Source organism: Nocardia sp. NPDC056000, from assembly GCF_042269265.1.
GTDB lineage: Bacteria > Actinomycetota > Actinomycetes > Mycobacteriales > Mycobacteriaceae > Nocardia.
This window is the reverse complement of the sequence record NZ_JBHJXS010000012.1, coordinates 328,243-349,357: the sequence shown is the minus strand read 5'-3', so window position 1 is coordinate 349,357 and position 21,115 is coordinate 328,243. Positions and strand designations below refer to the sequence as shown.

Annotated in this window: 19 protein-coding genes; 5 read left to right on the top strand and 14 right to left on the bottom strand. The window is 66.5% G+C overall.

Annotated elements, in window-relative coordinates:
- Positions 1-24: 24 nt before the first annotated feature.
- Positions 25-996: a zinc-binding alcohol dehydrogenase family protein gene (locus tag ACFC4D_RS33235; protein WP_376069051.1), complete on the bottom strand. Its 972-nt coding sequence runs from the start codon at positions 994-996 to the stop codon at positions 25-27.
- A gap of 100 nt (positions 997-1,096) precedes the next feature.
- Here ACFC4D_RS33235 and ACFC4D_RS33230 point away from each other — a divergent pair, with 100 nt between their 5' ends.
- Entirely contained in the window at positions 1,097-2,023 is a 927-nt protein-coding gene (locus ACFC4D_RS33230; protein WP_376069049.1) for a dienelactone hydrolase family protein, read from the top strand.
- 70 nt (positions 2,024-2,093) lie between these two features.
- Here the strand turns inward: ACFC4D_RS33230 and ACFC4D_RS33225 are convergent, their stop codons facing one another.
- From ACFC4D_RS33225 to ACFC4D_RS33195, 7 genes are all read right to left on the bottom strand, one after another.
- Positions 2,094-2,405, bottom strand: coding sequence for a pyrimidine/purine nucleoside phosphorylase (locus ACFC4D_RS33225; RefSeq protein ID WP_364632327.1), 312 nt, complete (start codon positions 2,403-2,405; stop codon positions 2,094-2,096).
- 73 nt (positions 2,406-2,478) lie between these two features.
- A complete protein-coding gene (locus ACFC4D_RS33220; RefSeq protein WP_376069045.1) occupies positions 2,479-3,795 on the bottom strand; it encodes a serine/threonine-protein kinase in 1,317 nt (438 codons plus the stop codon).
- Between the two features lie 89 nt (positions 3,796-3,884).
- A complete protein-coding gene (locus ACFC4D_RS33215; protein ID WP_375953546.1) occupies positions 3,885-4,235 on the bottom strand; it encodes a hypothetical protein in 351 nt (116 codons plus the stop codon).
- 9 nt (positions 4,236-4,244) lie between these two features.
- Positions 4,245-4,880, bottom strand: a complete 636-nt coding sequence (locus ACFC4D_RS33210; protein ID WP_376069042.1) for a pyridoxamine 5'-phosphate oxidase family protein — start codon at positions 4,878-4,880, stop codon at positions 4,245-4,247.
- Between the two features lie 134 nt (positions 4,881-5,014).
- Positions 5,015-7,372: a RelA/SpoT family protein gene (locus tag ACFC4D_RS33205; RefSeq protein WP_376069040.1), complete on the bottom strand. Its 2,358-nt coding sequence runs from the start codon at positions 7,370-7,372 to the stop codon at positions 5,015-5,017.
- Positions 7,373-7,579: 207 nt separating this feature from the next.
- On the bottom strand, positions 7,580-9,175 hold the full coding sequence (locus ACFC4D_RS33200; protein ID WP_375953551.1) for an ABC-F family ATP-binding cassette domain-containing protein: 1,596 nt from the start codon (positions 9,173-9,175) through the stop codon (positions 7,580-7,582).
- Positions 9,176-9,340: 165 nt separating this feature from the next.
- Entirely contained in the window at positions 9,341-11,323 is a 1,983-nt protein-coding gene (locus tag ACFC4D_RS33195; protein ID WP_376069037.1) for a peptidoglycan DD-metalloendopeptidase family protein, read from the bottom strand.
- Between the two features lie 158 nt (positions 11,324-11,481).
- Here ACFC4D_RS33195 and ACFC4D_RS33190 point away from each other — a divergent pair, with 158 nt between their 5' ends.
- Complete coding sequence (locus ACFC4D_RS33190; RefSeq protein ID WP_375953555.1) at positions 11,482-11,769, top strand: hypothetical protein; 288 nt, start codon at positions 11,482-11,484, stop codon at positions 11,767-11,769.
- Positions 11,770-11,776: 7 nt separating this feature from the next.
- Here the strand turns inward: ACFC4D_RS33190 and ACFC4D_RS33185 are convergent, their stop codons facing one another.
- A complete protein-coding gene (locus ACFC4D_RS33185) occupies positions 11,777-12,967 on the bottom strand; it encodes a helix-turn-helix domain-containing protein (RefSeq protein ID WP_364632312.1) in 1,191 nt (396 codons plus the stop codon).
- A 195-nt stretch (positions 12,968-13,162) separates the two neighbouring features.
- On the opposite strand from ACFC4D_RS33185, the gene ACFC4D_RS33180 reads away from it, so the two are divergent.
- Complete coding sequence (locus tag ACFC4D_RS33180; RefSeq protein ID WP_364632310.1) at positions 13,163-13,444, top strand: hypothetical protein; 282 nt, start codon at positions 13,163-13,165, stop codon at positions 13,442-13,444.
- A gap of 34 nt (positions 13,445-13,478) precedes the next feature.
- Here the strand turns inward: ACFC4D_RS33180 and ACFC4D_RS33175 are convergent, their stop codons facing one another.
- From ACFC4D_RS33175 to yajC, 5 genes are all read right to left on the bottom strand, one after another.
- The gene (locus ACFC4D_RS33175) at positions 13,479-14,051 is read right to left on the bottom strand and encodes an adenine phosphoribosyltransferase (RefSeq protein WP_375953558.1); all 573 of its coding nucleotides are present in this window, start codon (positions 14,049-14,051) and stop codon (positions 13,479-13,481) included.
- A 35-nt stretch (positions 14,052-14,086) separates the two neighbouring features.
- On the bottom strand, positions 14,087-15,739 hold the full coding sequence (locus ACFC4D_RS33170) for an ABC transporter substrate-binding protein (RefSeq protein ID WP_376069134.1): 1,653 nt from the start codon (positions 15,737-15,739) through the stop codon (positions 14,087-14,089).
- Positions 15,740-15,872: 133 nt separating this feature from the next.
- The gene (secF, locus tag ACFC4D_RS33165) at positions 15,873-17,102 is read right to left on the bottom strand and encodes a protein translocase subunit SecF (RefSeq protein ID WP_364632304.1); all 1,230 of its coding nucleotides are present in this window, start codon (positions 17,100-17,102) and stop codon (positions 15,873-15,875) included.
- Positions 17,102-18,814, bottom strand: coding sequence for a protein translocase subunit SecD (gene secD / locus ACFC4D_RS33160; RefSeq protein WP_375953560.1), 1,713 nt, complete (start codon positions 18,812-18,814; stop codon positions 17,102-17,104). The genes secF and secD overlap by 1 nt, the downstream gene beginning before the upstream one ends.
- Positions 18,815-18,911: 97 nt before the next feature.
- Complete coding sequence (gene yajC, locus ACFC4D_RS33155; RefSeq protein WP_364632300.1) at positions 18,912-19,286, bottom strand: preprotein translocase subunit YajC; 375 nt, start codon at positions 19,284-19,286, stop codon at positions 18,912-18,914.
- 212 nt (positions 19,287-19,498) lie between these two features.
- On the opposite strand from yajC, the gene ACFC4D_RS33150 reads away from it, so the two are divergent.
- Both ACFC4D_RS33150 and ACFC4D_RS33145 read left to right on the top strand, forming a co-directional pair.
- Positions 19,499-20,419 (top strand): helix-turn-helix domain-containing protein, encoded by a 921-nt coding sequence (locus ACFC4D_RS33150; RefSeq protein ID WP_376069034.1) that lies wholly within the window; start codon positions 19,499-19,501, stop codon positions 20,417-20,419.
- A 1-nt stretch (position 20,420) separates the two neighbouring features.
- A complete protein-coding gene (locus ACFC4D_RS33145; protein ID WP_364632296.1) occupies positions 20,421-20,948 on the top strand; it encodes a dihydrofolate reductase family protein in 528 nt (175 codons plus the stop codon).
- Positions 20,949-21,115: the final 167 nt, after the last annotated feature.

The following is a 21,115-nucleotide window of genomic DNA, read 5'->3' as shown; positions in this document are numbered from 1 at the left end:
TTGACTCCCGGCCGGTTTCGCGGCTCAGACCGCGAGGATGAGTTTCCCGGTCGAGGTGCGGCTGTCCATCAGGCGATGGGCATCGGCCGCCTCGGCGAGCGGGAATTCGGCGGTGATCGGCAGTTCGACCTTGCCGCTGGTCACCAATTCGAAGGCGTGCGAGGCGATTTCGCGCAGCACCTGGGGCTCGCTCGCGGTCAGGCTCAGAATCGAGAAGCCCGCGATCGAACGCCCGCGCGGGTACAGCTCGGGCTGGCCGATCTGCCAGGCGGGTTCACCGCCGGCGTTGCCGAAGGACACCAGGCGGCCGAACAGGGCCAGGGTGTCCAGACTGCGTCGCATGGTCTCGCCGCCGACCGGGTCCAGCACCAGATCCACACCGCGGCCGTTGGTGGCGGCGCGCACCTCGTCATCGAAAGTGTCGGTGAGGAAGGCGTCGTCGTAGCCGAGCTTGCGCGCGTAATCCGCTTTGGCCGCACTGGAAACCACGCCGTAGACCGCGCCCGCACCGGCCAGTTTGGCCACCTGCCCGGCCACGGTGCCGACGCCGCCCGCGGCGGCCTGCACCAGCACGGTCTCCCCCGGCTGCACCCGGCCCACGGTGTGCACCAGCGCGTACGCGGTCGGCAGCACGGTGGGAAGCGTTGCGGCCGTGCGCAAATCGACGCCCTCGGGAACCGGGAACACCGTGGCGGCCTTGGCCCGCACCACCTCGGCGTACGCACCGCCCTCGGTGATCGCGGCGACCGGCTGGCCGATCTCGAAACCTTCGACGCCCGCGCCGAGGGCGCGAATCCGGCCGGACAGTTCCAGACCCGGCACGAACGGCAGTCCGGGCACCCGGTAACCGACGGACCGCGCCTGTAGATCCGCGAAGTTCACGCCGATGTAGGCGATATCGATGGTCACCTCGCCCGCGGCGGGTTCGGGGATGTCGAGTTCGACCACCCGCAGTACCTCCGGTCCGCCGAACTCCTCGAAACGCACACCGCGCATGCGGCACCTCCAGATCCTGATTTACAGCGACGTGAAGTCATAACGAAGACAAGGCCGTTGTGTTCCCCGGCTCGCCCGCAATGCGCCTAGGCTGATCTTCATGACGCCGCTGCAGCGCTATATCGCAGAGGAAATCGCCACCGACCATGTCGAGGGCCTGCTCAGCCGCCGCGAGGCGCTGCGCCGGCTGGGCATGCTCGGGCTGGGCGCACCGGCCGCCGTGGCGCTGCTGGCCGCTTGCGCCGATAAGGCCGATGAATCCGGTGCTCCCCCAGCGACATCGGCGACCGGTAGCGCCGCGCCGAGTTCCGGCGCACCCGCGGGTCCGCCACCGGGATCGGCGACCGCGCTGCCCACCGCCGCCATCACCTTCCCCGGCCCCGACGGCCGCACCCTGCAGGCGGCTTGGGCCGCAGCCGCGCAACCGCGCGGCGGTGTCCTGGTGATCCATGAGAACAAGGGCCTCACCGACCACATCCGTTCCATCGCAGGGCGTTTCGCGGGCATCGGCTACAACGCCCTGGCCGTGGACCTGCTCTCCGAAGAGGGCGGCACCGCCACCTTCACCGATCCGGCCGCCGCCACCGCGGCCCTTGGCAAACTCCCCCAGGAACGCTTCGTCGCCGATCTGCAGGCCGGTGTGGCCGAACTCGGCCGCCGCACACCGGGAAAGCGGCTCGGCGCCACCGGCTTCTGCTTCGGCGGCGGCCTGGTCTGGCTGCTACTGACCACCGGCACACCGGAATTGGCGGCCGCCACCCCGTTCTACGGCCCCTTCCCCGACAACGGTGAGATCAAGACCAAGGCCGCGGTACTGGCCGTCTACGGCGCTCTTGACTCCCGCGTCGACGCCTCCCGCCCCGCCGCCGAAGCCGCCCTGGACAAGATCGGCGCGACCCACGAATCCTTCGTCGCCGACGGCGCGGACCACGCCTTCTTCAACGACACCGGGCCCCGCTACAACCCGACCGCCGCCATCATGGCCTGGCGGCGCGTCACCGACTGGTACGCCCAGCACCTGGACTGACAGCACAACGCCCATGTCATCCGAGGGATGACACGGGCGTGTAGGGCGCGCCGCGGGCGCGACCGGCAGATCAGCCGAAGTGGCAGACGTAGTGCACGGGCTCCACGACCTCGATCTGGAAGCTGCTGTCCCCGGGCACCGAGAACGACTCGCCGCCCCGGTAGACGACGGTCTCGTCCGAGCCCGCGAGGGTCACCTTGGCCTCACCCTCGATGAGTTCCATGATCTCCGGCGCGCCGGTATTGAAGGTCAGCGTCGCGGGCAGAATCACGCCGACCGACTTCGCGGTGCCATCGGCCAACGTGATGTTGTGGCTGACGCACTTGCCGTCGAAGTAGACATTCGCCTTCTTGGTGACACTGACATTCTCGAACGCGGTCATGAACTCTCCTGGTAGTGACGCTGGGAGAGGTCAGCCTACCGGTGGCCCGGACAGCCGCCGCGCGGTGGCCGGGTCATCGGCGGCGCAGGCACCAGAGTTCGAGTTCGGCGGGTGCCGGATAGGTGAAAGAGACGCCGCCGGTGCGATCACAGCGCAGGTTGAAATCGGTTTTGGCCGCGTCATCGGTGGGCTGGGGTGCGGCGAAATGGAGGCGATCGACGATGAGCCATTCGGCTTCGGCGGCGGCGCACGGGATGGCGGTGCGGGGTGGGTTGGCGCTGTCGCGTTTCCGGATGCAGCTGCCGGGGGCGACGGACAGGCCGTCGGCCAGGTCGAAGGTGTCATCGGCGAAGCTCGAGAACCAGACGCTGTTCCGGTAGAGGGTCAGCACCGTGGCCGTGCCGAGAATGATCACTGTGACGGCGACGGCGAGGGTGCGCAGTAGCCGGGTTCTGCCGAAAGGCGCTCGCGCCGGGCGGGATTCGGGTGCGGGCGGGGACTCCGGGGCGGGGACGGGCGGGTTCGGAGCGCGCTCGCGCATCGACTCCGGTGCCTTCTCGGGGCGAATCACGGTGTGCTGCGGGCGATTCAGCAGGGCGCGGGCGGCTCGAATGCTCGGGCGCTCGGCCGGATCCTTCGCCAGCAACGCGGTGATGAGTGGTTCCAGGCGTCCGGCCGCGGGCATCGGCGGCACCGGTTCGAAGAGTACGGCGCTGAGGGTGGCGGTCACGTTATCCCGGTGGAACAGGGAGATGCCGGTGCACGCGTAATGCAGGGTCGCGCCGAGGGAGAACAGATCGCTCGGTGGTTCGCTGCGTTTATCGCCGGTGCGTTCCGGTGCCATGAACTCCATCGAGCCGATCAGCACCCCGGTCTTGGTAACCAGGGTGTCGGATTCGTGCACGGCTATTCCGAAGTCCGCCAGCAGGATTCGGCCGCCCGCGGCGAGCATGACATTGGAGGGCTTCACATCGCGATGCACGACACCCGCGTCATGGGCGGCCTCGAGGGCGTTCAGCAGCGCCTCGGCGACATCCGCGGTGGCCTCGACCGACAGCGGCCCGCCCGTTTTGACCCGCTGCTCCAGTGACTGGCCGTTGACGATCTGCATGACCGTCCACGGAATCCCGTACTCGATGACCACGTCGTAGACGCCGACGATATTCGGATGATCCCGCAGCCGAGCGGCATTGCGCGCCTCATGCTTGGCCCGCAGCAGCAATTCCTGATGTTCGTCATCGGGCAGAATCCGCGCGAACGTCACTTCCTTCAGTGCCACTTCGACATTGAGCGCCTCATCGTGCGCCCGCCACACCCGCCCGAATCCACCCGAACCCAGCACCTCGACGAGCCGATATCGACCACACACGGCATGGGCTGGTTCGAACATTCCAGCCATACGACCCCCGATCACTCACACGCCACCGCACGGCGTGCACGACGATCGTAGTGCCACCCAACGTTTTTGGGTGTTCGAGCCTATTCCGACTGCGCCCAGGCGGCGATCGGGAAGGTGAGGTAGACGCCGAAGTTCTCCAGGCCGGTGGCGGCTTCGAGGGCGGCGTGCAATGCATCGGCCCGGTCCTGGCGGTTCTTCGCGCGGCTCTCGAAGAACTTGGAGCGCACCTCGATCACCACGTCCAGACCGCTCACATCGAACGGTCCCAGGGCGCGGAAGCGCATTTCGACATCACCCGGTTGTAGATCGCCGTCGTATGGCTCCTCCGGACATTCCACCGCGGTCGAAACCAGATGTGGCAGAACATCAGCCAGGGCGGGCAGCGCGGATTCGGGAACATGGGCGGCGTAGGTGACCTCGATCAGTGGCATCGCTCGATGCTACCGACCAAGATCGGAACCGGGCGGCGTCGCCCGCAGGCGCGCGTTCTCGCGTTCGAGTTCACCGATGCGGTCGTGCAGGGATTGCACCGCCTCGAGGACTTCCTCGCGCGGATACAGCTCGGGGATGTGCTGGCTGCAATTCCAGTCGAACGCCTCGACCTCGATGAGCAGCGCGCGCTCGATCCGGGCCGGATAGTCCTTATCGCCCAGTGCGGCGATGAGGTCCGGATCCTGCTGCGCCTCAACCACCCTGGCCCGGCCCATGATCTTCAACCGGGTTCTGGCGGCATAGTCCATCAGGAACAGCGCGACGCGGCCGTCATGATCGAGGTTGCCGCGGCTGATGTACTGCTTATTGCCGCGGAAGTCGGCGAAGCCGAGGGTGTTCGCGTTGATCACCTTCAGGAATCCGCGCGGGCCGCCGCGATGCTGGATATAGGGCCAGCCGGTCTCGCCGACCGTGGCGAGGTAGAAGCTGTCGCGTTCGGCGATGAACAACGCCTCGTTCGGGCCGAGGCGATCGGGCACCTCGGGTACCGCCGCCATCCGCTCATAGGCACGCAGACTGCCGTGTTCGCGCTGATGCTCACGCACGGCGGGCGTGAACGCCACCTGCGCATAGTGCCCCGTCATGACACGACTCCTTCACATTTTAACCGCCTATGCGTACTTGAACAGTTAGTCGCGCGGCTTTGATTCCCGATGCGGGAAAGAAAAAGCGGCGCTTCCCATCGGATGGGAAGCGCCGCCGTGCGGAGTCGTGCGGATCAGGCGGCCGAAGTCACCCGGTAGACGTCGTAGACGCCCTCCACATTGCGCACCACGTTCAGCAGGTGGCCGAGGTGCTTGGGATCGCCCATCTCGAAGGTGAACTTCGAAATGGCCACGCGGTCACCGGAAGTGGTGACGGCCGCCGAGAGGATATTGACCTTCTCATCCGCCAGCACCTTGGTGACATCGGAGAGCAGGCGGGTGCGATCGAGCGCCTCGATCTGAATGGCGACCAGGAATACCGAGGACGGCGACGGGGCCCATTTGACCTCGATGATCCGTTCCGGTTGCGCGCGAAGGGAATCCGCGTTGGTGCAGTCGGTGCGGTGCACGCTGACCGCGCCGCCCCGGGTCACGAAGCCCATGATCTCGTCGCCGGGCACCGGGGTGCAGCACTTGGCGAGCTTGGAGACCGTACCGGGCGCACCCGGAATCTCCACGCCCGCATCGCCGGTGAGCCGCTGCCGCGAGGGAACCGTTGACGGCGTTGACCTTTCGGCCAACTCGTTCTCGACATCGCTGACCCCGCCGAGCTGCGCCATCAGACGCTGTACGACGTGATGCGCCGAGACCTGACTCTCGCCGACCGCCGTGTACAGCGCGGAGATATCCGCGTAGTGCAGCTCGGCGGCGAGACTGGTCATGGCGTCCGCGCTCATCAGACGCTGCAAAGGCAGCCCGGACCGGCGGACCTCCTTGGAGATCTGGTCCTTACCGGCCTCGAGGGCTTCCTCGCGGCGTTCCTTGGCGAACCACTGCCGGATCTTGGCCTTGGCGCGCGGGGACACCACGAAATTCGCCCAGTCCCGGGAGGGTCCGGCGTTCTGCGCCTTGGAGGTGAAGATCTCGACGACCTCACCGTTCTCCAATTGGCGTTCCAGCGCGACCAATCGCCCGTTGACGCGTGCGCCGATGCAGCGGTGGCCGACCTCGGTGTGCACGGCATAGGCGAAGTCCACGGGGGTGGACTTCTGCGGCAGCGTGATGACCTCACCCTTGGGGGTGAAGACGAATATCTCCGGCGACTTCAGGTCGAAGCGCAGCGACTCCAGGAATTCGGCCGGATCGGCCGCCTCCCGCTGCCAGTCGAGGAGCTGACGCATCCACGCCATATCGTCGACTTCGGTGGAGTCGTTGGAATGCTTACCCTTGGTCTCCTTGTACCGCCAGTGCGCGGCGATGCCGAATTCGGCGGTGCGGTGCATGTCCTGGGTGCGAATCTGCACTTCCAGGGGTTTGCCGTCCGGTCCGACCACCGTGGTGTGCAGCGACTGGTAGACCCCGTACCGCGGCTGGGCGATGTAGTCCTTGAAACGCCCGGCCATGGGCTGCCACAGCGAATGCACAACGCCCACAGCGGCATAGCAGTCCCGCACCTCATCGCAGAGGATGCGGATGCCGACCAGGTCATGGATATCGTCGAAGTCCTTGCCCTTGACGATCATCTTCTGATAGATCGACCAGTAGTGCTTGGGGCGGCCCTCGACGATGGCGTTGATGCGGCTCGCGGCAAGAGTATTGACGATCTCGTCGCGCACCCTTGCCAGATAGGTATCGCGCGAGGGCGCGCGGTCGGCGACCAGGCGCACGATCTCGTCGTACTTCTTGGGGTGCAGGATCGCGAAGGCGAGGTCCTCCAACTCCCATTTCACCGTGGCCATACCCAGGCGATGCGCCAGCGGGGCGATCACCTCGAGGGTTTCGCGTGCCTTCTTGGCCTGCTTCTCCGGCGGCAGGAAGCGCATGGTGCGCATATTGTGCAGCCGGTCCGCGACCTTGATCACCAGTACGCGCGGATCGCGGGCCATGGCGATGATCATCTTGCGGATGGTCTCGGCCTCGGCGGCCGCGCCCAGATTGACCTTGTCCAGTTTGGTGACGCCGTCGACCAGGTGGGCGACCTCGGTGCCGAACTCATTGGTGAGCTCGTCCAGGGAGTAGCCGGTGTCCTCGACGGTGTCGTGCAGCAGCGCGGCCACCAGTGTGGTGGTGTCCATGCCGAGCTCGGCGAGAATGTTCGCGACCGCGAGCGGATGGGTGATGTACGGATCGCCGGACTTCCGGAACTGATGCTGATGCTTCTCATCGGCGACATCGAAAGCCCGTTGCAGCAGAGCCAGATTCGCCTTCGGATACAGCTCGCGATGCACCGTCGCCAAGGGCTCGAGCACCGGTTTCACAGCGGCGATACCGCGCTGGCCGGTCATCCGGCGGGCGAGGCGGGCGCGCACGCGGCGGGACGCGGAAGTGGGGACGGCGGCCGAGGCTGGACGCACAGGAGCGCCGGGCACGGGAGTGGCGGACTCGCCATTCTCCGATTGCCCGGCGTTCGCCTTCTCCAGATTCTGTGTCATGCCACCACCTCTCCCGGCCTCGATCGGAACACCGTACCGGACCGTCCAACCACGTAGACCACCCACTTTAGTCCTGGAAACGTTTCGAGACCGGAACGCCGAACGCCGCCTGACCGGACCTGCCCGGAGCGTTGAACCTTACTCTCCCGTACCGACACTTCGCGGCGGCATTGCGTCCGGATTGCTCCGGTCCCGAAACCGCATCCCCTAGTCGACCGGGGCGTCTGTCAGACCGTCCGCGGTGAGCTCCAGGCGGCGCGTCACCCCGATCTCCGCCAGGAACCGCGGATCGTGGCTGACGACGATGAGCGCACCCTGGAATCCGGCCAGCGCCTCGGTGAGATGCCGGAGGCTGGGCAAATCCAGATTATTGGTGGGCTCATCGAGCAGGAGCAGTCGCGGGGCGGGTTCGGCCAGCAGGATCATGGCCAGCGCCGCGCGCAGCCGTTCCCCGCCCGAGAGCGCACTCGCGAGCACATCCGCGGCGCTCCCCCGGAAAAGAAAACGGGCCAGTTGCGCCCGAATCCGTTCCGGCGAGGCGTGCGGCGCGGTCGCGGCCACATTCTCGAAGACCGACAGGTTCTCGTCGAAGACGTCCAGGCGCTGCGGCAGCATGCGCCACGGCACCTTCGGCGATTCCTGTCGAATACGGTGCAGCAGAGTGGTTTTGCCCACGCCATTGCGCCCGGTGAGCGCGATCCGCTCGGGTCCGATCACCTTCAGCGATACGGTCGGCCCGCACGCCAGGGTGATCTCATCCAATTCGATGACATCCTGCCCCGGATACAACCGGGTATCGGGCAGGTCGACCCGAATCTCCCGGTCATCGCGCAATTTCTCCTGCGCCTCGGTGAGCTGATCTTTGGCGTCCTCCAATTTCCCGATGTGCTGATTGCGCAACTTGCCCGCCGATACCTGGGCCTCGCGTTTGCGATTGCCCATGACGATCTTGGGTTCGCGCTTCTGATCCCACATCTTCTGCCCGTACCGCTTACGCCGATCGAGCTTGATATGGGTCTCCACCAATTCCCGGGCCTGCTTGCGGACATCGCCGCGCGCATCGCGAATGGCGGCCCGCGCGGTCTCCTGCTCGGCCTCGACAATGCGCTCGTACTCACTGAAATTGCCGCCGAACAAACGGATTTCGCCCTGCCGCAGCTCGGCAACGGCATCCACCCGTTCCAGCAGCTCCCGATCATGGCTGACGGTCAGCACGGTGCCGTCGAACTGCCCGACCACGTCGTAGAGTCGCTCGCGCGCCACCTGATCGAGATTGTTCGTCGGCTCGTCCAGCAGCAGGATCTCGGGCTCGCGCAGCAGTTCGGCCACCAGCCCGAGCAGTACGGTCTCGCCACCGGAGAGCGTTTCGAGTCGCCGATCCAATTGCGCGATATCGCCTGCCACATAGTGCAATCCGAGTCGCCCGAGCAAGGCCAGTGCGCGTTCCTCGATATCCCAGGCATTGCCGACGATATCGAAGTCCGCCGCATCGGCGGTTCCGGATTCGATGCGGTGCAACGCTTTCCGGATCTCGGCGATCCCCAGTACGGCATCCACCCGCTGACCCGCCGCGAGACCGAGGTCCTGCCGCAGATATCCGCGCACCCCGGGAACGGTCACCGATCCGCGACCTGGCTGGAGTTCGCCGGTGATCAGGCGGAAAAGAGTGGATTTACCGGCGCCATTGCTCCCGACCAGGCCGATATGACCCGGACCGAGCCGGGCATCGAGACCATCGAAAACAGGGGTGCCGTCCGGCCATGCGAATGCGAGATCGGAAATGGAAATAACAGGTAATGACATGCGGACTCCCACAGGTACTCGCGAGATGCGGCGCGCAAGGACTGCGGGCCACGCGGCGGTTACCTCAGGAAATCAACGCATTGTCTCCGATCGATCGGGGCAAGAACGTTTGCCACTCTAACCAAGGCCAACGAACCAGTGCAAGTGTCTATTTCGTGAGCGGGCTCACTGGCCGATGCGGCGGGCCTTCATACCGTTCAGCAGCGGAACCTCGGCGACCTTGCCACCGGGTTCGGCGTGCAGCATGCGGCCGTTGCCCAGGTAGATGCCCACCGTGGCCGGGCCGCGGGGGCCGAAGTTGCCGAAGACCAGGTCACCGGATTTGGCCTTGAGCAGCGCCACCTCGGTGCCGATCTCCCACTGCTGTTCGGCGGTGCCGGGCAGCGAAATGGTGCCGTTGCTGGCCGAGAAGACGGCCGCGGCGGTCAGGCCGGGTTCGTCGAAACCGCCGTCACTGGGGCCCGATGTGGTGCCGCCACCGAAAACGTATGGGGTGCCGAGCCATTCGTGACCTGCCTCGGCGATCTGCGGACCGAGGGCGGCAGCGGCGTCGGGGGTGAAGCGGCCCGCGCTGCCCATACTGCGGAAATTCGCCTCGGCGGCAAGGATTCTCGCCACATAGGGACGGGTTTCGCTGAAGTGACCGGGCACCTGATTGGGCATACCGCCCGAAGCCAGCACCGCGCCCTCACCGGCGTTGTAGGCGGCCAGGCTCAGGGCGGTGACATCACCGGTCACCTTGCCCTGATCGATCCAGCCCTGCACCGCCTGGGCGATGGCGCACATATACCGGCCCTGGCCCATGATGGCGTCACCGTCGTCCCAGAGGCTGGCGGTGCCGTTACCGTCGGCGTCTATGACATAGGGCTGCCCGTCCGGGGCCAGCGAAGCCGCGGTGCTGGGCAGGAATTGGGCCAGACCCTCCGCGCCGGCGGGTGAGGTCAGGCCGCGTCGGAAGCCGGATTCGGCCTCGCCCTGCGCGGCCAGCAGTGAGGAGCTGATCTGCGGGCAGAGCGAACCGGCGCGCCGGTACCAGACCTCGAGTTCGGCCGGAACCTTACCGGGGGCGAGATTGCCTCCGGCGGAACCGAATCCGTTCTCGCAGTTATTGGGGACGGTCGCGGTCGGGAGCGAGGAACCCGACAGCCAGGCCATCGGGTCGACCTGATGGCCGCCGGTCAGGCGACCGCCGGGGACCAGCTCGAAATGCAAATGGGGACCGGAGGATTCGCCGTTGGAGCCGACATCGGCGATGTGCTGGCCCATGGTGACGATGTCACCGGTGTGCACGAAGATGCCGGACTCGTACATGTGGCCGTAGACGGTGGAGTAGCGGCGGCCGCTCTCGTCGAGGGAGTCGATGACGATCCAGTCGCCGAAGCCCGACGCCGGACCCGAGGCGACCACCAGACCGTCCGAGGCGGCGTAGATGGGCGTACCCGCCGCACCCGCCATATCGACGCCCAGGTGGGTGCCGCCGCGGGCGCCGAACGGATCCGAGACGGTGAAAGTGCCTGCGGCCATGGGGTATTGGCGACGACCCGCACCGGTGAGCTTGCCCGCCTCGTTCACCGTTCCGGGCATGGCGGCCAGGGACACCTCGGTCGGGCCGGATACGGTCGAGGTGGCGGTGACGGCCTTGATGGTCACCTGCACGCGATCCATATGATTGCGCGCCGCATCCCCGCGATCCTCCATGGGCGTCCACTGAATACCGCTGGAAGCCTCCGGAGTCCAGCTGCGTTGCCGCCACAGCACATAGTCGACATGGAAGTTCGCGGCGCTGTCGCGCAGGAAGTCGACGATGGCATCGCCCTTGGCCTGATCATTGCCGACGATGAATTCCACCGCGCGCCCCTCGCGATGATCCGGGTACGCGTCATCGGCGATGACCCCGCGCATATCCATCATGCCGAAACGCGCCACCACACAGCGCAATGCGCGCAGCGCGCCTTCTTGCAGTCCGGCCTCGGCGGCCGAACCGGTGGCGGGGCAATTGGGTTCGGTGCGCGCGCTGGTGGCCGCCGGAATTCCGGGAGTGCCCGCACCGCAGGTCGACTCGGTGGCGGGCAGGATGACCACGAGCACCAGGGTGACCAGGCTCAGAATGAGTCCGACGGCACCGCCGATGAGGTACTTGGCCTTCACGCCAGAACGCTTCCGGTGGCCGTCGTGATCACTCAGTCATCATGCCATGCCGGACACGCCGAATCACGGACCAGCCATTCGGTTTGGCGAGCCAGCGCGTCGTCCGCGACCCGCCGGTTCGCGGTTTTCGAAGGGCACACAACGGGCATCCTTCGCCAATGCCTTATGTCGCCCGCAATGAGGCCACCGCCGCCCGCATAATCAGCGGCGTCGGGGCACTGTTCGCTCTCACCGAGGGCCTGTACATCCTGCTGCTGGTGTTGCAGGCCGATCAGTCGAATCGGTTCTTCACCTTCATCAAGGGGTTCGCCGAGCCGCTGGCGCTGTTCTTCCCGGGACTGTTCCACACCGGCAACGGAACCATCGACATCATCCTCAATTACGGTCTGGCGGCGGTCTTCTGGCTCGTCGTCAGCGGTTTCGTCGCCCGGATGGTGGCGCGCTGAGCGTGCGCTACAACTCGGCGGTGGCCAGATCGAACGCGGTGAGCGCCGCGGCGAACAGCGGTGTGTGCTCGGAGCGGCCCGGATCGTAACCGGTGAGGGTGGCGATCCGGTTCAGTCGATAGTTGAGCGTATTGCGGTGCACCACCAGGGACTCCGCGGCCGCCACCCGATTGTGATCGTGGGTGAGGAACGCGCGTAGCGCCTCCATCAGATGCGGATGTCCGGTAAGCGGTTCGAGTAGGCCCACCAGCCAGGTGCGCGCGGGTCCGGGCCGGGCGAACTGATACTGCAATGCCAGATCAGCCATTCGATACACACCGGTCGGTCTGCCCAAACCCAGTGCGAGCCGGGCGATCTCACCGGCCTCCTCGGCACGCGGCGGAATCTCCGAAACCATTGCGGCGGTAGCCGTTCCGGCGATCACCCGGACACCCGCGGCGGCGGCGATGCGGACGATCGCGGCATCGAGCCGCGCCGAGGATTCGGTGGCGGGCACCAGCACCCAGCCGCCCGCGCGATCCAGCACGGTGAGCGCGTGCGGCGACAGCGTATCGATCTCACCGTGGATGACGCGCATGGCGGGCCGCGCACCGTCCGCGGTCTCCGCGCCGCCACAGGTGCGCAGTGCCAGCACGTGATAGGACCCCAGCGTGATTCCGAACCGGTCGGCCAGTATCTCGGCGGGCTTACCCTGTAACAGCGCTTGCGCCAGAGCACGTTTCACTTCCCGCTGCTCCCAGTGCAGATCCTGGCGCTCGCGCAGATACGAGGCCGCGACGCCCGGAATCACCGCACCCAGATAACCCAGCAATTGCGGTACCGCGGCGATGAGTTCCTCGCGCTGCTCCGGCGTCTGCGCGGCGGCGGCCAGGAAATTCCACGCCGCCAGCGCGCCCCGGTGATACACCGAGAGCACCGAATCCAGCGGAATGCCTTCGCGCGCACGGCGTACCGCGACCTCGATCATCTCGTCCAGATCCCCCGCGCGCGGTTCCCGATGTTCACTCACCAGCCGCAGGAACAGCCGCAGATTCTCCTCCGAGCGGCGAATCAGGTCCTGTTCCAGCAATTCGGTCGGCAACTGTTCGTAATCGGGCACGGTGCGCACCACCGCGTGGACGACCTCGCGGGCCACCTCGGGTAGGTGCGCACTGAAGAATTCGGTGAAGGGTGTCTGCTCCCCCGGTGCAGTACTCATCTCGACATTGTGGGCGCGAACGAATCCCCGCGCAGCACAACGGGACACAACAGGGCAATCAAGACACCGACTGGTCCATATCCTGTCATCCGCACAAACTCACGGACCCGGGAGCGCGGCCGAGCACCCGGAAATCGCAGGGCTCCGCCCGCGTTTCAATCGGCTGACATGGGGAATCGCCCATATATGCCTTACATGTATCAAACCTACCGGGAGAGCATGGCCGCCCGCCTGATCGGCGGCATCGGTGCTCTGTTCGCGATAGTCGAAGTCGTCTACATCCTGCTGCTGGTCTTCGGCGCGGACCAGTCCAATCGCTTCTTCACCCTGATCAAGGGCTGGGCGGAACCGCTCGCGCTGTTCTTCCCGGGACTGTTCCACACCGGCAACGGCAATCTGGACATCGTCATCAATTACGGTCTGGCAGCGGTGTTCTGGCTGTTCGTCACCGGCCTGATCGCCCGGGTCGTGGCGTGACCCGGGCGTCGACAGCCCAATCGCGACGAACGGCTCAGAGCGTGACGATCGAGGTGAGCGGGTAATCGCCCTGGCGATCCCGCCCACCCAGGAAGCCGAGTTCGAGCACCACGGCCGCGGCCACGACCTCGGCGCCCGCGGCGTGGAACAGCTCGGCGGCGGCGGCGAGGGTGCCGCCGGTGGCCAGCACATCGTCGAGCAGCAGTACGCGACGACCCTTCAGATCGATACCGTCGGCCGGGATCTCCAGTGCGGCCGAACCGTATTCGAGGGTGTACTCGCGGCTGATGACCGGCGGCGGCAGCTTGCCCGCCTTGCGCACCGCCACCACACCGGTGCCCAGGATCGCGGCCACGCCCGCACCGAGCAGGAAGCCGCGCGCGTCCACGCCCGCGACCAGATCGGCATCGGGCGCGCACGCGGCGAAGCAGTCCAGCACCGTGCGGAAGCCCTCCGCATCGGCGAACACCGGCGTGAGATCGGCGAAACGCACTCCCGGAGTCGGGAAGTCGTCATGCCAGCGGGTCAGCCGCTGTACCGAGTCCGCGGCCCTGGCGGTGCGCTGCTCCACCGTTTCAGCGGTATCCGCGATTCCATGCTTGCTCATAGACCCACTCCTCGTCACCTCGCCACCACGGTCACTCACCGTTCGAGCACCCAGCGATCCATATTCCAACCCGCGCCCGCCCGAGTGGGGCTGGCGATCCCGTCCTTCAGTCCGTCCCCGAACGCGATGGTGCGCGGGGAGGCGAACAACGGGATGGACGGCATCTCGCTCCAGAGCAGGTTTTCCTGCTCGTTGAGCAAGTTCAGCACGGTGGTCGAGTTGTCCTCCGCCGCAAGCTGATCCGCGATGGCATCGTAGCGGCCATTGCCGAACCTATTGAAATTGAGCCCCTGACCTGTGTGAAGCGCGGCGATCGCATCGGTAGCTGTGAGCGATCCGGAGGGGCCCGGCATGGCGGCGGTGCCGCCGAGGATGGCGTCCACCTTGCCGTCGACGAGCTGCTGCGGCGAGAAGTCCGGGGTGCCCGCGTCCACCACCGTGACGCCACCGGCCTTGCAGGCGTCGGCGATCATGGCGACGGTCTGCGCGCGCCGCTCATCGGGCCGCAGATAGCCGATGCGAATGGTGGCATTGGCCTGTCCGGCGGAAGTCATGGCCTGACCGGCCGCACCGCCGTCACCCTTGTTGTACTTGTCACCCGGACCCGAGATGGCCGGGTAGTACAGCGAATCCTGCTGCACCGTACGGGAATTCAGAATGCCCGCACCCAGGCCCACATCGACCTTGTAGCCCGGATGCCCGAGCTTGTCGAACAGCGCCTGGCGTGGCACGCAGAGCGCGAACGCGCGGCGCGCGGCCACGTTCTGGAACACCCCGCCGGTGCTCAGCACCAGCTGCTCCACCCCGCGACCCGGCAGATTCTCCGAGGAGAACCCGCTCAGCTTGGCATCGCCGAGCGCGCCCGCACCGATATCGAGCACCCCGACGGCCTTCGAATCGACCTTGGCCTTGAGATCGGTGTTCTTGTCCCACACCACGATTCGCGGCGTCTTGGCGGCGTTGCCCCACCACTTCTCGTTCTTGACCAGTACCAGACCGTCCTTATCACTGAACGATTCGATCCGGTACGGGCCCGAGGACGGCAGCGCGGTCAGATCCAGCTTGCCGGGGGCAAGCTTCCAGCCGTTGTTCCAGAAATCGGCGATCCGCTCGGCCGTGCCCTGATCACCGGATTGCAAGGGCGCCACCACATTCGGCACCTTCACCGCCGTGGCGACCACATGCGCGGGCATCAGCTCGGAGGCGTTGAACAGCGTCTTCCACGCCGTATAGTGCCGGCCCGGCCGGAACACCACGGTGGCGTCCTTGGACCCGGGCTGGCAGTCCACGCGCTCGATATCGCTGTATCCGGCCGTGCTCGCGGCATCGAACATGGGCACCGGCCCGCCCGGACCGGCCTTGGTGAAGCGCCCGCTGCGCGCCGCCCACGCCATGACCAGATCGTCACAGGAGGTCGGCGCGCCATCGGAGTACTTACCGTCCGGATTCAGGCGGTACTGGATGGTCTGTGCCTCGCCCGGCACCTCCTTGGCGGTGCCGGTATCGGTATCGGCCACCGGCTGCCCATCGGGTCCGGTGTAGAAGAACCCGGTGATCACCCGTGAGAACACCGCCGCCGCACCGCTGTTCGCGCCGAGCGTGCTGCCGCCGTTATAGCTGGCGACGGCGGTGTCGACGCCGTACCCAATGGACGGGACCTGGTTCTTCCCGGCGCAGCCCGCCACCATGCCCGCGGCGACCACACCGGCGAGCACGATGACCGAACCGCGGCGAGCCGCGTTAATTCCTCCGTGGCGAGCCACGACAGAAGCGCTGTCGCGGCGAGCTTTGTTTCCGATCACTTGCCGCAACCCCCTGCGCTCAGTGCCTTCGCTTGGTTCGTTTCCCGGTCGGTCGGGTACCCGGTCGCGGCGCATCGCCCCCGCGGGAACGCGGTGCCGAGCCCTCGCGGCCCGCACCCGCCGCCACCGGACGGCTGGCCGCGCCCGCACGCTGCGCGGCGGCCTCGGTGGCCCGTCCGCTGACCGCACCCGAGCGACGCGCCAGCACCTTCTTGGTGTGCGCGGCCACCGGGCCGAAGCGCTCCTTGATGGTCACCAGCAGTGGCACCGCGAAGAAGATCGAGGAGTACGCGCCGACGATCATGCCGACCAGCTGCACCAGGGCGAGGTCTTTGAGGGTACCGACGCCCAGCAGCCATACCGCGACCACCAGCATGCCGATGATCGGCAAGATGCCGATGATGGTGGTGTTGATCGAGCGCATCAGCGTCTGGTTGGCTGCCAGGTTCGCCTTCTCGCCGTAGGTGTGCTTGGTCAGATGCAGTACGCCCTCGGTGTTCTCCTCGACCTTGTCGAAGACGACCACGTTGTCGTACAGCACATAACCCAGAATCGTCAGCAGGCCGATGACCGCCGCGGGCGTCACCTCGAAACCGACGAGCGAGTAGATGCCCGCTGTCACAACGAGATTGAAGAACAGCGAGCCGATGGCCGCGATGGACATATCGCGTTCGAAGCGAATCGCGATGTACACCATGGTCAATACGACGAACACCACCAGCGCCAGCAGCGCCTTATGCGTGACCTCGCCACCCCAGGTCTCGCTGATCTCCGCGGTGGAGATGGCGTTCATATTGGGCTGCCCGTTCGAATCCTTCGGCTTGAAGGCGTTGAACAGGGCGTTCTGCAGTTTGTCGGTCTGATCCTTGTCCAGGCTGTCGGACCGGATCTGAATGGCAGCGGCCGAACCGGAGCCCACCTTCTGCACCGCGACCGCGTCATGGCCGAGGGTATCGGCGTAGACCTTCTCCACCTGCGAGGTGGTGACGCCGTCGCCCGCGGGCAACTGGATGCGCGAACCACCGGCGAAGTCGATGCCCAGGGTGAACCCGCGCACCGCGATGGAGGCGATCGCGATCAGCAGCAGCAGCGCCGCGAGACCGTAGAACAGCTTGCGCCGTCCGACGATCTCGAAACCGCCTGTGCCGGTGTACAACCGCTCGAACAGGCTGTGCTTACGCGTCGCCCGCTCGGATTCGTAGTCGAGTTCGGAATCGATATCCAGAACCGAACTGTTGTCGCGCGCCATCACGCCTCCTTCACCAGGACGCCGGACGCCGCTTTGCGCTCCCGGGCAATTTCAGCAACAGCGCCGAGACCGTTCACCGACGGCTTGGCCCAGAAGGTCGAGCGCGACGCCAGCATCAGCAGCGGCGAGGTGACCAGGTAGAGCACAATGATGTCGAGCACCGTGGTCAGACCCAGCGTGAACGCGAAGCCCTTCACCTGACCGGCGGCCAGGATGTAGAGCACCGCGGACGCGATCAGCGAGACCGTCTTACCCGAGAGGTTGGTGCGCTGTGCGCGCTGCCAGCCGCGCGGGACCGCGGAGCGGAAACTGCGCCCGCCGCGCATCTGGTCCTTGATGCGTTCGAAGAAGACGACGAACGAGTCCGCCGTCATACCGATACCGATGATCAAACCGGCGATACCGGCGAGATCGAGGGTGAAGCCGATGGACCGGCCCAGCAGGATGATCAGCGCGTACACCGCCACACCGGCGGCGACGAGCGAGAAACCGGCCAGGAAGCCGAGCATGCGGTAGTAGAGCAGGCAGTACAGCAGCACCGCCACCAGACCGATCGCACCGGCGATCAGACCGGCCCGCAGCGAGCTCAAACCCAGTGTCGCGGAGACGGTTTCGGCCTCCGAGGTCTGGAACGAGAGCGGCAGCGAACCGTACTTGAGGGTATTGCCCAGCTCCTGCGCGGAGGACTTGTTGATACCCGGACCCGAGATCGAGGTGCTGCCGCCGTACTGGCCGCCCTGCTGCACCACGGGCGCGCTGACGACCTTGGTGTCGAGCACGAAGGCCAGCTGCTTGTTGTAGTACTCGGTGGTCAGCTTGCCCCAGGTGTCGGCGCCGCCGGACTTGAAGTCAACGGACACAACCCATTTGGATTCCTTCTGGACGTACTGTCCGGAGGCGTCCTTGATCTCCTGGCCGTCCAGGCGGCTCTTGTCGAGCAGGTAGACCTCATTGCCCTCGACGCCACAGGTCACCAGCGGCAGATTCGGATCGTCGTTGCCCTGCAACGGATCCGGCTTGGTGCAGTCCATGGTGAGCATGGCGGTCTGCTGGATCGTCGGATCGGTGCTCTGGCGCAGGGCCTTCGCGTCCGCGATCTCCTTCTGCGTCTGCTGCGGGGTCGGCTGCGCCGGGGGCGCGGTCGGCGGAGTGGTGGGAGCCTGTGCCGGGAACACCCGGTTCTGCTGTGCCGGGGCCTCACTGGTCGGCGCGACATCCGCGGCGGGCGGCGCATCGGCCGGGGCGCTCGGGGAGACCGAGGCGGGTGGCGCGGCCGGCTGCTGCTGCGGTTGTTGCTGCTGCTGATTGACCGGTTGGCCGTTCTTCACCTGCGGCGCGATGGCCTGGATCACCGGGCGGACGTACATCTTGGCGGTGGTGGCCAGCGCCTTGGCTTGCGCGCCGTCCTCGCCCGGAACCGTGATGACCAGGTTGTCACCCTCGATGACGACCTCGGAACCGGAGACACCCAGGCCGTTGACGCGCTGCTCGATGATGCTCTGCGCCTTGCGCAGACTGTCCTGGCTGGGCTTACCGCCGTCGGGGGTGCGCGGCGTCAGCGTGACGCGGGTACCGCCCTGTAGGTCGATGCCGAGCTTGGGGCTCGCCGTTTTGTCTCCGGTGAAGAAGATCAGGCCGAACATCACGGCCACCAGTGCGGCGTAGACGCCGAGCAGGCGCAACGGATGCGCCGTTCCCTGGGAAGGTGGCACAGTACTTATCTCCTAGGCGGATCAGTGATGGATCGAGCGGGCACACCGCAGCGCCGTCGGCCGCCGGATCGCGGCGGGCCGACGGCGCGCGGGAATGTCAGTCCTTGGACAGCTTGGGGGCGTCTTCGGAGTTCTCCGACGCGGGAACGCTGTCGGACACCGATTCCACGGCCGGGGCCTCGGTATCGGTGTCGGTCGACTCCTCGGTGACCGCGGCGTCGTCCTTGCGGATTTCGCGGATGCTCGCGCGCAGCCAGGTGGTGACGACATCCTCGGCGATCTCGATATCGACCGAATCGTCATCGGCCTCGACGACGGTGCCGAATAGGCCCGAGGTGGTGACCACCCGGTCGCCGACCTTCAGGGCTTCCTGCATCTCGGTCACCTTGGCCATCTCCCGCTTCTGGCGGCGGACCCCCAGGAACATCGGGATGAGCAGAGCAACCAGCAGCAGCGGCAGCAGAAGGTCCATCGTCGAAGTCAGCCCTTAATTTGAGTGGTCGAATGGGTCGTTTCCCCGACAGTCTGCCAGGAGAACCTGAGATAGGGCGCGCCGACCTGTATTGGATTCGCCCAGGGCGAATGAGTTGGCCGGACGTGCGGACGACACCTCGCCCGGCGAATGGCCGACACAGAGCAAGATCGGTCAAGCGCGGCGGGCGGCTCGCACGCAAGACTTATCAGGTGCACATCGGACGAGATCGACTTCGTGAACTGCTGGACGCGGTGCTGGCGCAGGACAATTCGACGCTGGGAGATATGGCGGCCGAAGCGTTCTCGTCGCCGTTCCACTTTTCCCGGCAATTCGCCCGCGGCACCGGGGAATCCCCGGTCGCGCTACGGCGGCGGGTGCTGCTCGAACGCGCCGCCTGGCAATTGAGCCGGGGCGAACGCGTCACCGAGGTGGCGTTCGAGGCCGGATACGACTCGGTCGAGGGGTTCAGCCGGGCATACAGCCGGGCCTACGGGCATCCGCCGAGCGGAACGAGCACCGAGCGGGCCGCGCGCTGGCTCCCGGCGGCCAACGGTGTGCACTTTCATCCGCCCATGTCCCTGTGGGTGGAGAGCGAACCGAAGGGACGACCCGATATGGACCCGACGGCGATCATGCTGCACCACGATGTCGATGACACCCGCGAACTGCTGGAGCGGGCGGCGGGATTGACCGATGAACGGTATCGGCTGGTGCGCGCACCGGGGTTCTCGGTGCTGGAGTGGGACGGGGTGGAGGAATCCATCGCCGGGGTGCTGGCCAATCTGATCCGGACCAGGGAGGTCTGGCTGGCCGCGATCGAGGGTGCGGACACCCCGGCCGCGACGGCAGACGATCCGGCCGCGCTGCGCGCGCGATTCGAGGAGGTCACCCCGCGCTGGCTCGCCGCCGTGCGCGAGATCGATGGGCGCGGCGGCTGGAACGACACCCTCATCGACGCGCTGTGCGAACCGCCGGAGAGCTTCGTGCTGGGCAGCGTGATCGCACATGTACTGACCTATTCGGCGCATCGCAGACTGCTCGTCCGAGCCTGGCTGCGCGCTGAATCACCCGATGACGCAATGGAAATCGGCCACGGGGATCCCATTATGTGGCTGCGACAGAGAGGTTGAGATGTCCTTCACCACCTATTACACCGCCAGCAGTCTGGACGGATTCATCGCCGATGCGGAGCATTCCCTGGATTGGCTGCTGTCCCGCAAAGCCGATAGTGACGGGCCGATGGGCTACAACCCGTTCATCGCCGAGATCGGCGCGATTGTCATGGGCGCCAACACCTATCAGTGGGTGATCGAGCATGAACCCGACGAGTGGTCGTACACCATGCCCGCGTGGGTGGTGACGCATCGCGAATTCGAGGCCAAGCCCGGACGCGATATCCGCTTCACCAGTGCTCCGATTCCGGAGATCTATCGGCAGATGGCCGAAACCGCTGGGGACAAGAAGCTCTGGGTGGTCGGCGGCGGCGGGCTGGCGGCGGAATTCGCCGAGCACGGTCTACTCGACGAGATCATCGTCTCGTACGCTCCGGTCACCCTCGGCTCGGGTGCGCCGCTGCTGCCGCGCAAACAGGAATTGCGCGCGGTCGAAACGGCTCTGAACGGTGAACTCGTGTGCGCCCGTTTCGAAGTCGTGAAATAGCGCCCATGTCGTGAAATAGCGCCGATGTCGTGAGACCTGGCCGCGGGGGGGGGGGGGGGCCCCCCCCCCCCCCCCCCCCCCCCCCCCCCCCCCCCCCCCCCCCAACCCCCCCCCCCCCCCCCCCCCCCCCACCCCCCCCCCCCCCCCCCCCCGGCCCCCCCCCGCCC

Coding starts and splice junctions, on each gene's coding strand:
- ACFC4D_RS33145 (WP_364632296.1), top strand. CDS start 20,421: ATGTCCTTCACCACCTATTACACCGCCAGCAGTCTGGACGGATTCATC.
- secF (WP_364632304.1), bottom strand. CDS start 17,102: ATGGCGCGCGACAACAGTTCGGTTCTGGATATCGATTCCGAACTCGAC.
- yajC (WP_364632300.1), bottom strand. CDS start 19,286: ATGGACCTTCTGCTGCCGCTGCTGCTGGTTGCTCTGCTCATCCCGATG.
- ACFC4D_RS33210 (WP_376069042.1), bottom strand. CDS start 4,880: ATGACGGGGCACTATGCGCAGGTGGCGTTCACGCCCGCCGTGCGTGAG.
- ACFC4D_RS33180 (WP_364632310.1), top strand. CDS start 13,163: ATGTATCAAACCTACCGGGAGAGCATGGCCGCCCGCCTGATCGGCGGC.
- ACFC4D_RS33200 (WP_375953551.1), bottom strand. CDS start 9,175: ATGTCATTACCTGTTATTTCCATTTCCGATCTCGCATTCGCATGGCCG.
- ACFC4D_RS33170 (WP_376069134.1), bottom strand. CDS start 15,739: ATGGTGGCGGGCTGCGCCGGGAAGAACCAGGTCCCGTCCATTGGGTAC.
- ACFC4D_RS33190 (WP_375953555.1), top strand. CDS start 11,482: ATGCCTTATGTCGCCCGCAATGAGGCCACCGCCGCCCGCATAATCAGC.
- ACFC4D_RS33225 (WP_364632327.1), bottom strand. CDS start 2,405: ATGACCGCGTTCGAGAATGTCAGTGTCACCAAGAAGGCGAATGTCTAC.
- ACFC4D_RS33205 (WP_376069040.1), bottom strand. CDS start 7,372: ATGACACAGAATCTGGAGAAGGCGAACGCCGGGCAATCGGAGAATGGC.
- ACFC4D_RS33185 (WP_364632312.1), bottom strand. CDS start 12,967: ATGAGTACTGCACCGGGGGAGCAGACACCCTTCACCGAATTCTTCAGT.
- ACFC4D_RS33175 (WP_375953558.1), bottom strand. CDS start 14,051: ATGAGCAAGCATGGAATCGCGGATACCGCTGAAACGGTGGAGCAGCGC.
- ACFC4D_RS33235 (WP_376069051.1), bottom strand. CDS start 996: ATGCGCGGTGTGCGTTTCGAGGAGTTCGGCGGACCGGAGGTACTGCGG.
- ACFC4D_RS33215 (WP_375953546.1), bottom strand. CDS start 4,235: ATGCCACTGATCGAGGTCACCTACGCCGCCCATGTTCCCGAATCCGCG.
- ACFC4D_RS33230 (WP_376069049.1), top strand. CDS start 1,097: ATGACGCCGCTGCAGCGCTATATCGCAGAGGAAATCGCCACCGACCAT.
- ACFC4D_RS33220 (WP_376069045.1), bottom strand. CDS start 3,795: ATGTTCGAACCAGCCCATGCCGTGTGTGGTCGATATCGGCTCGTCGAG.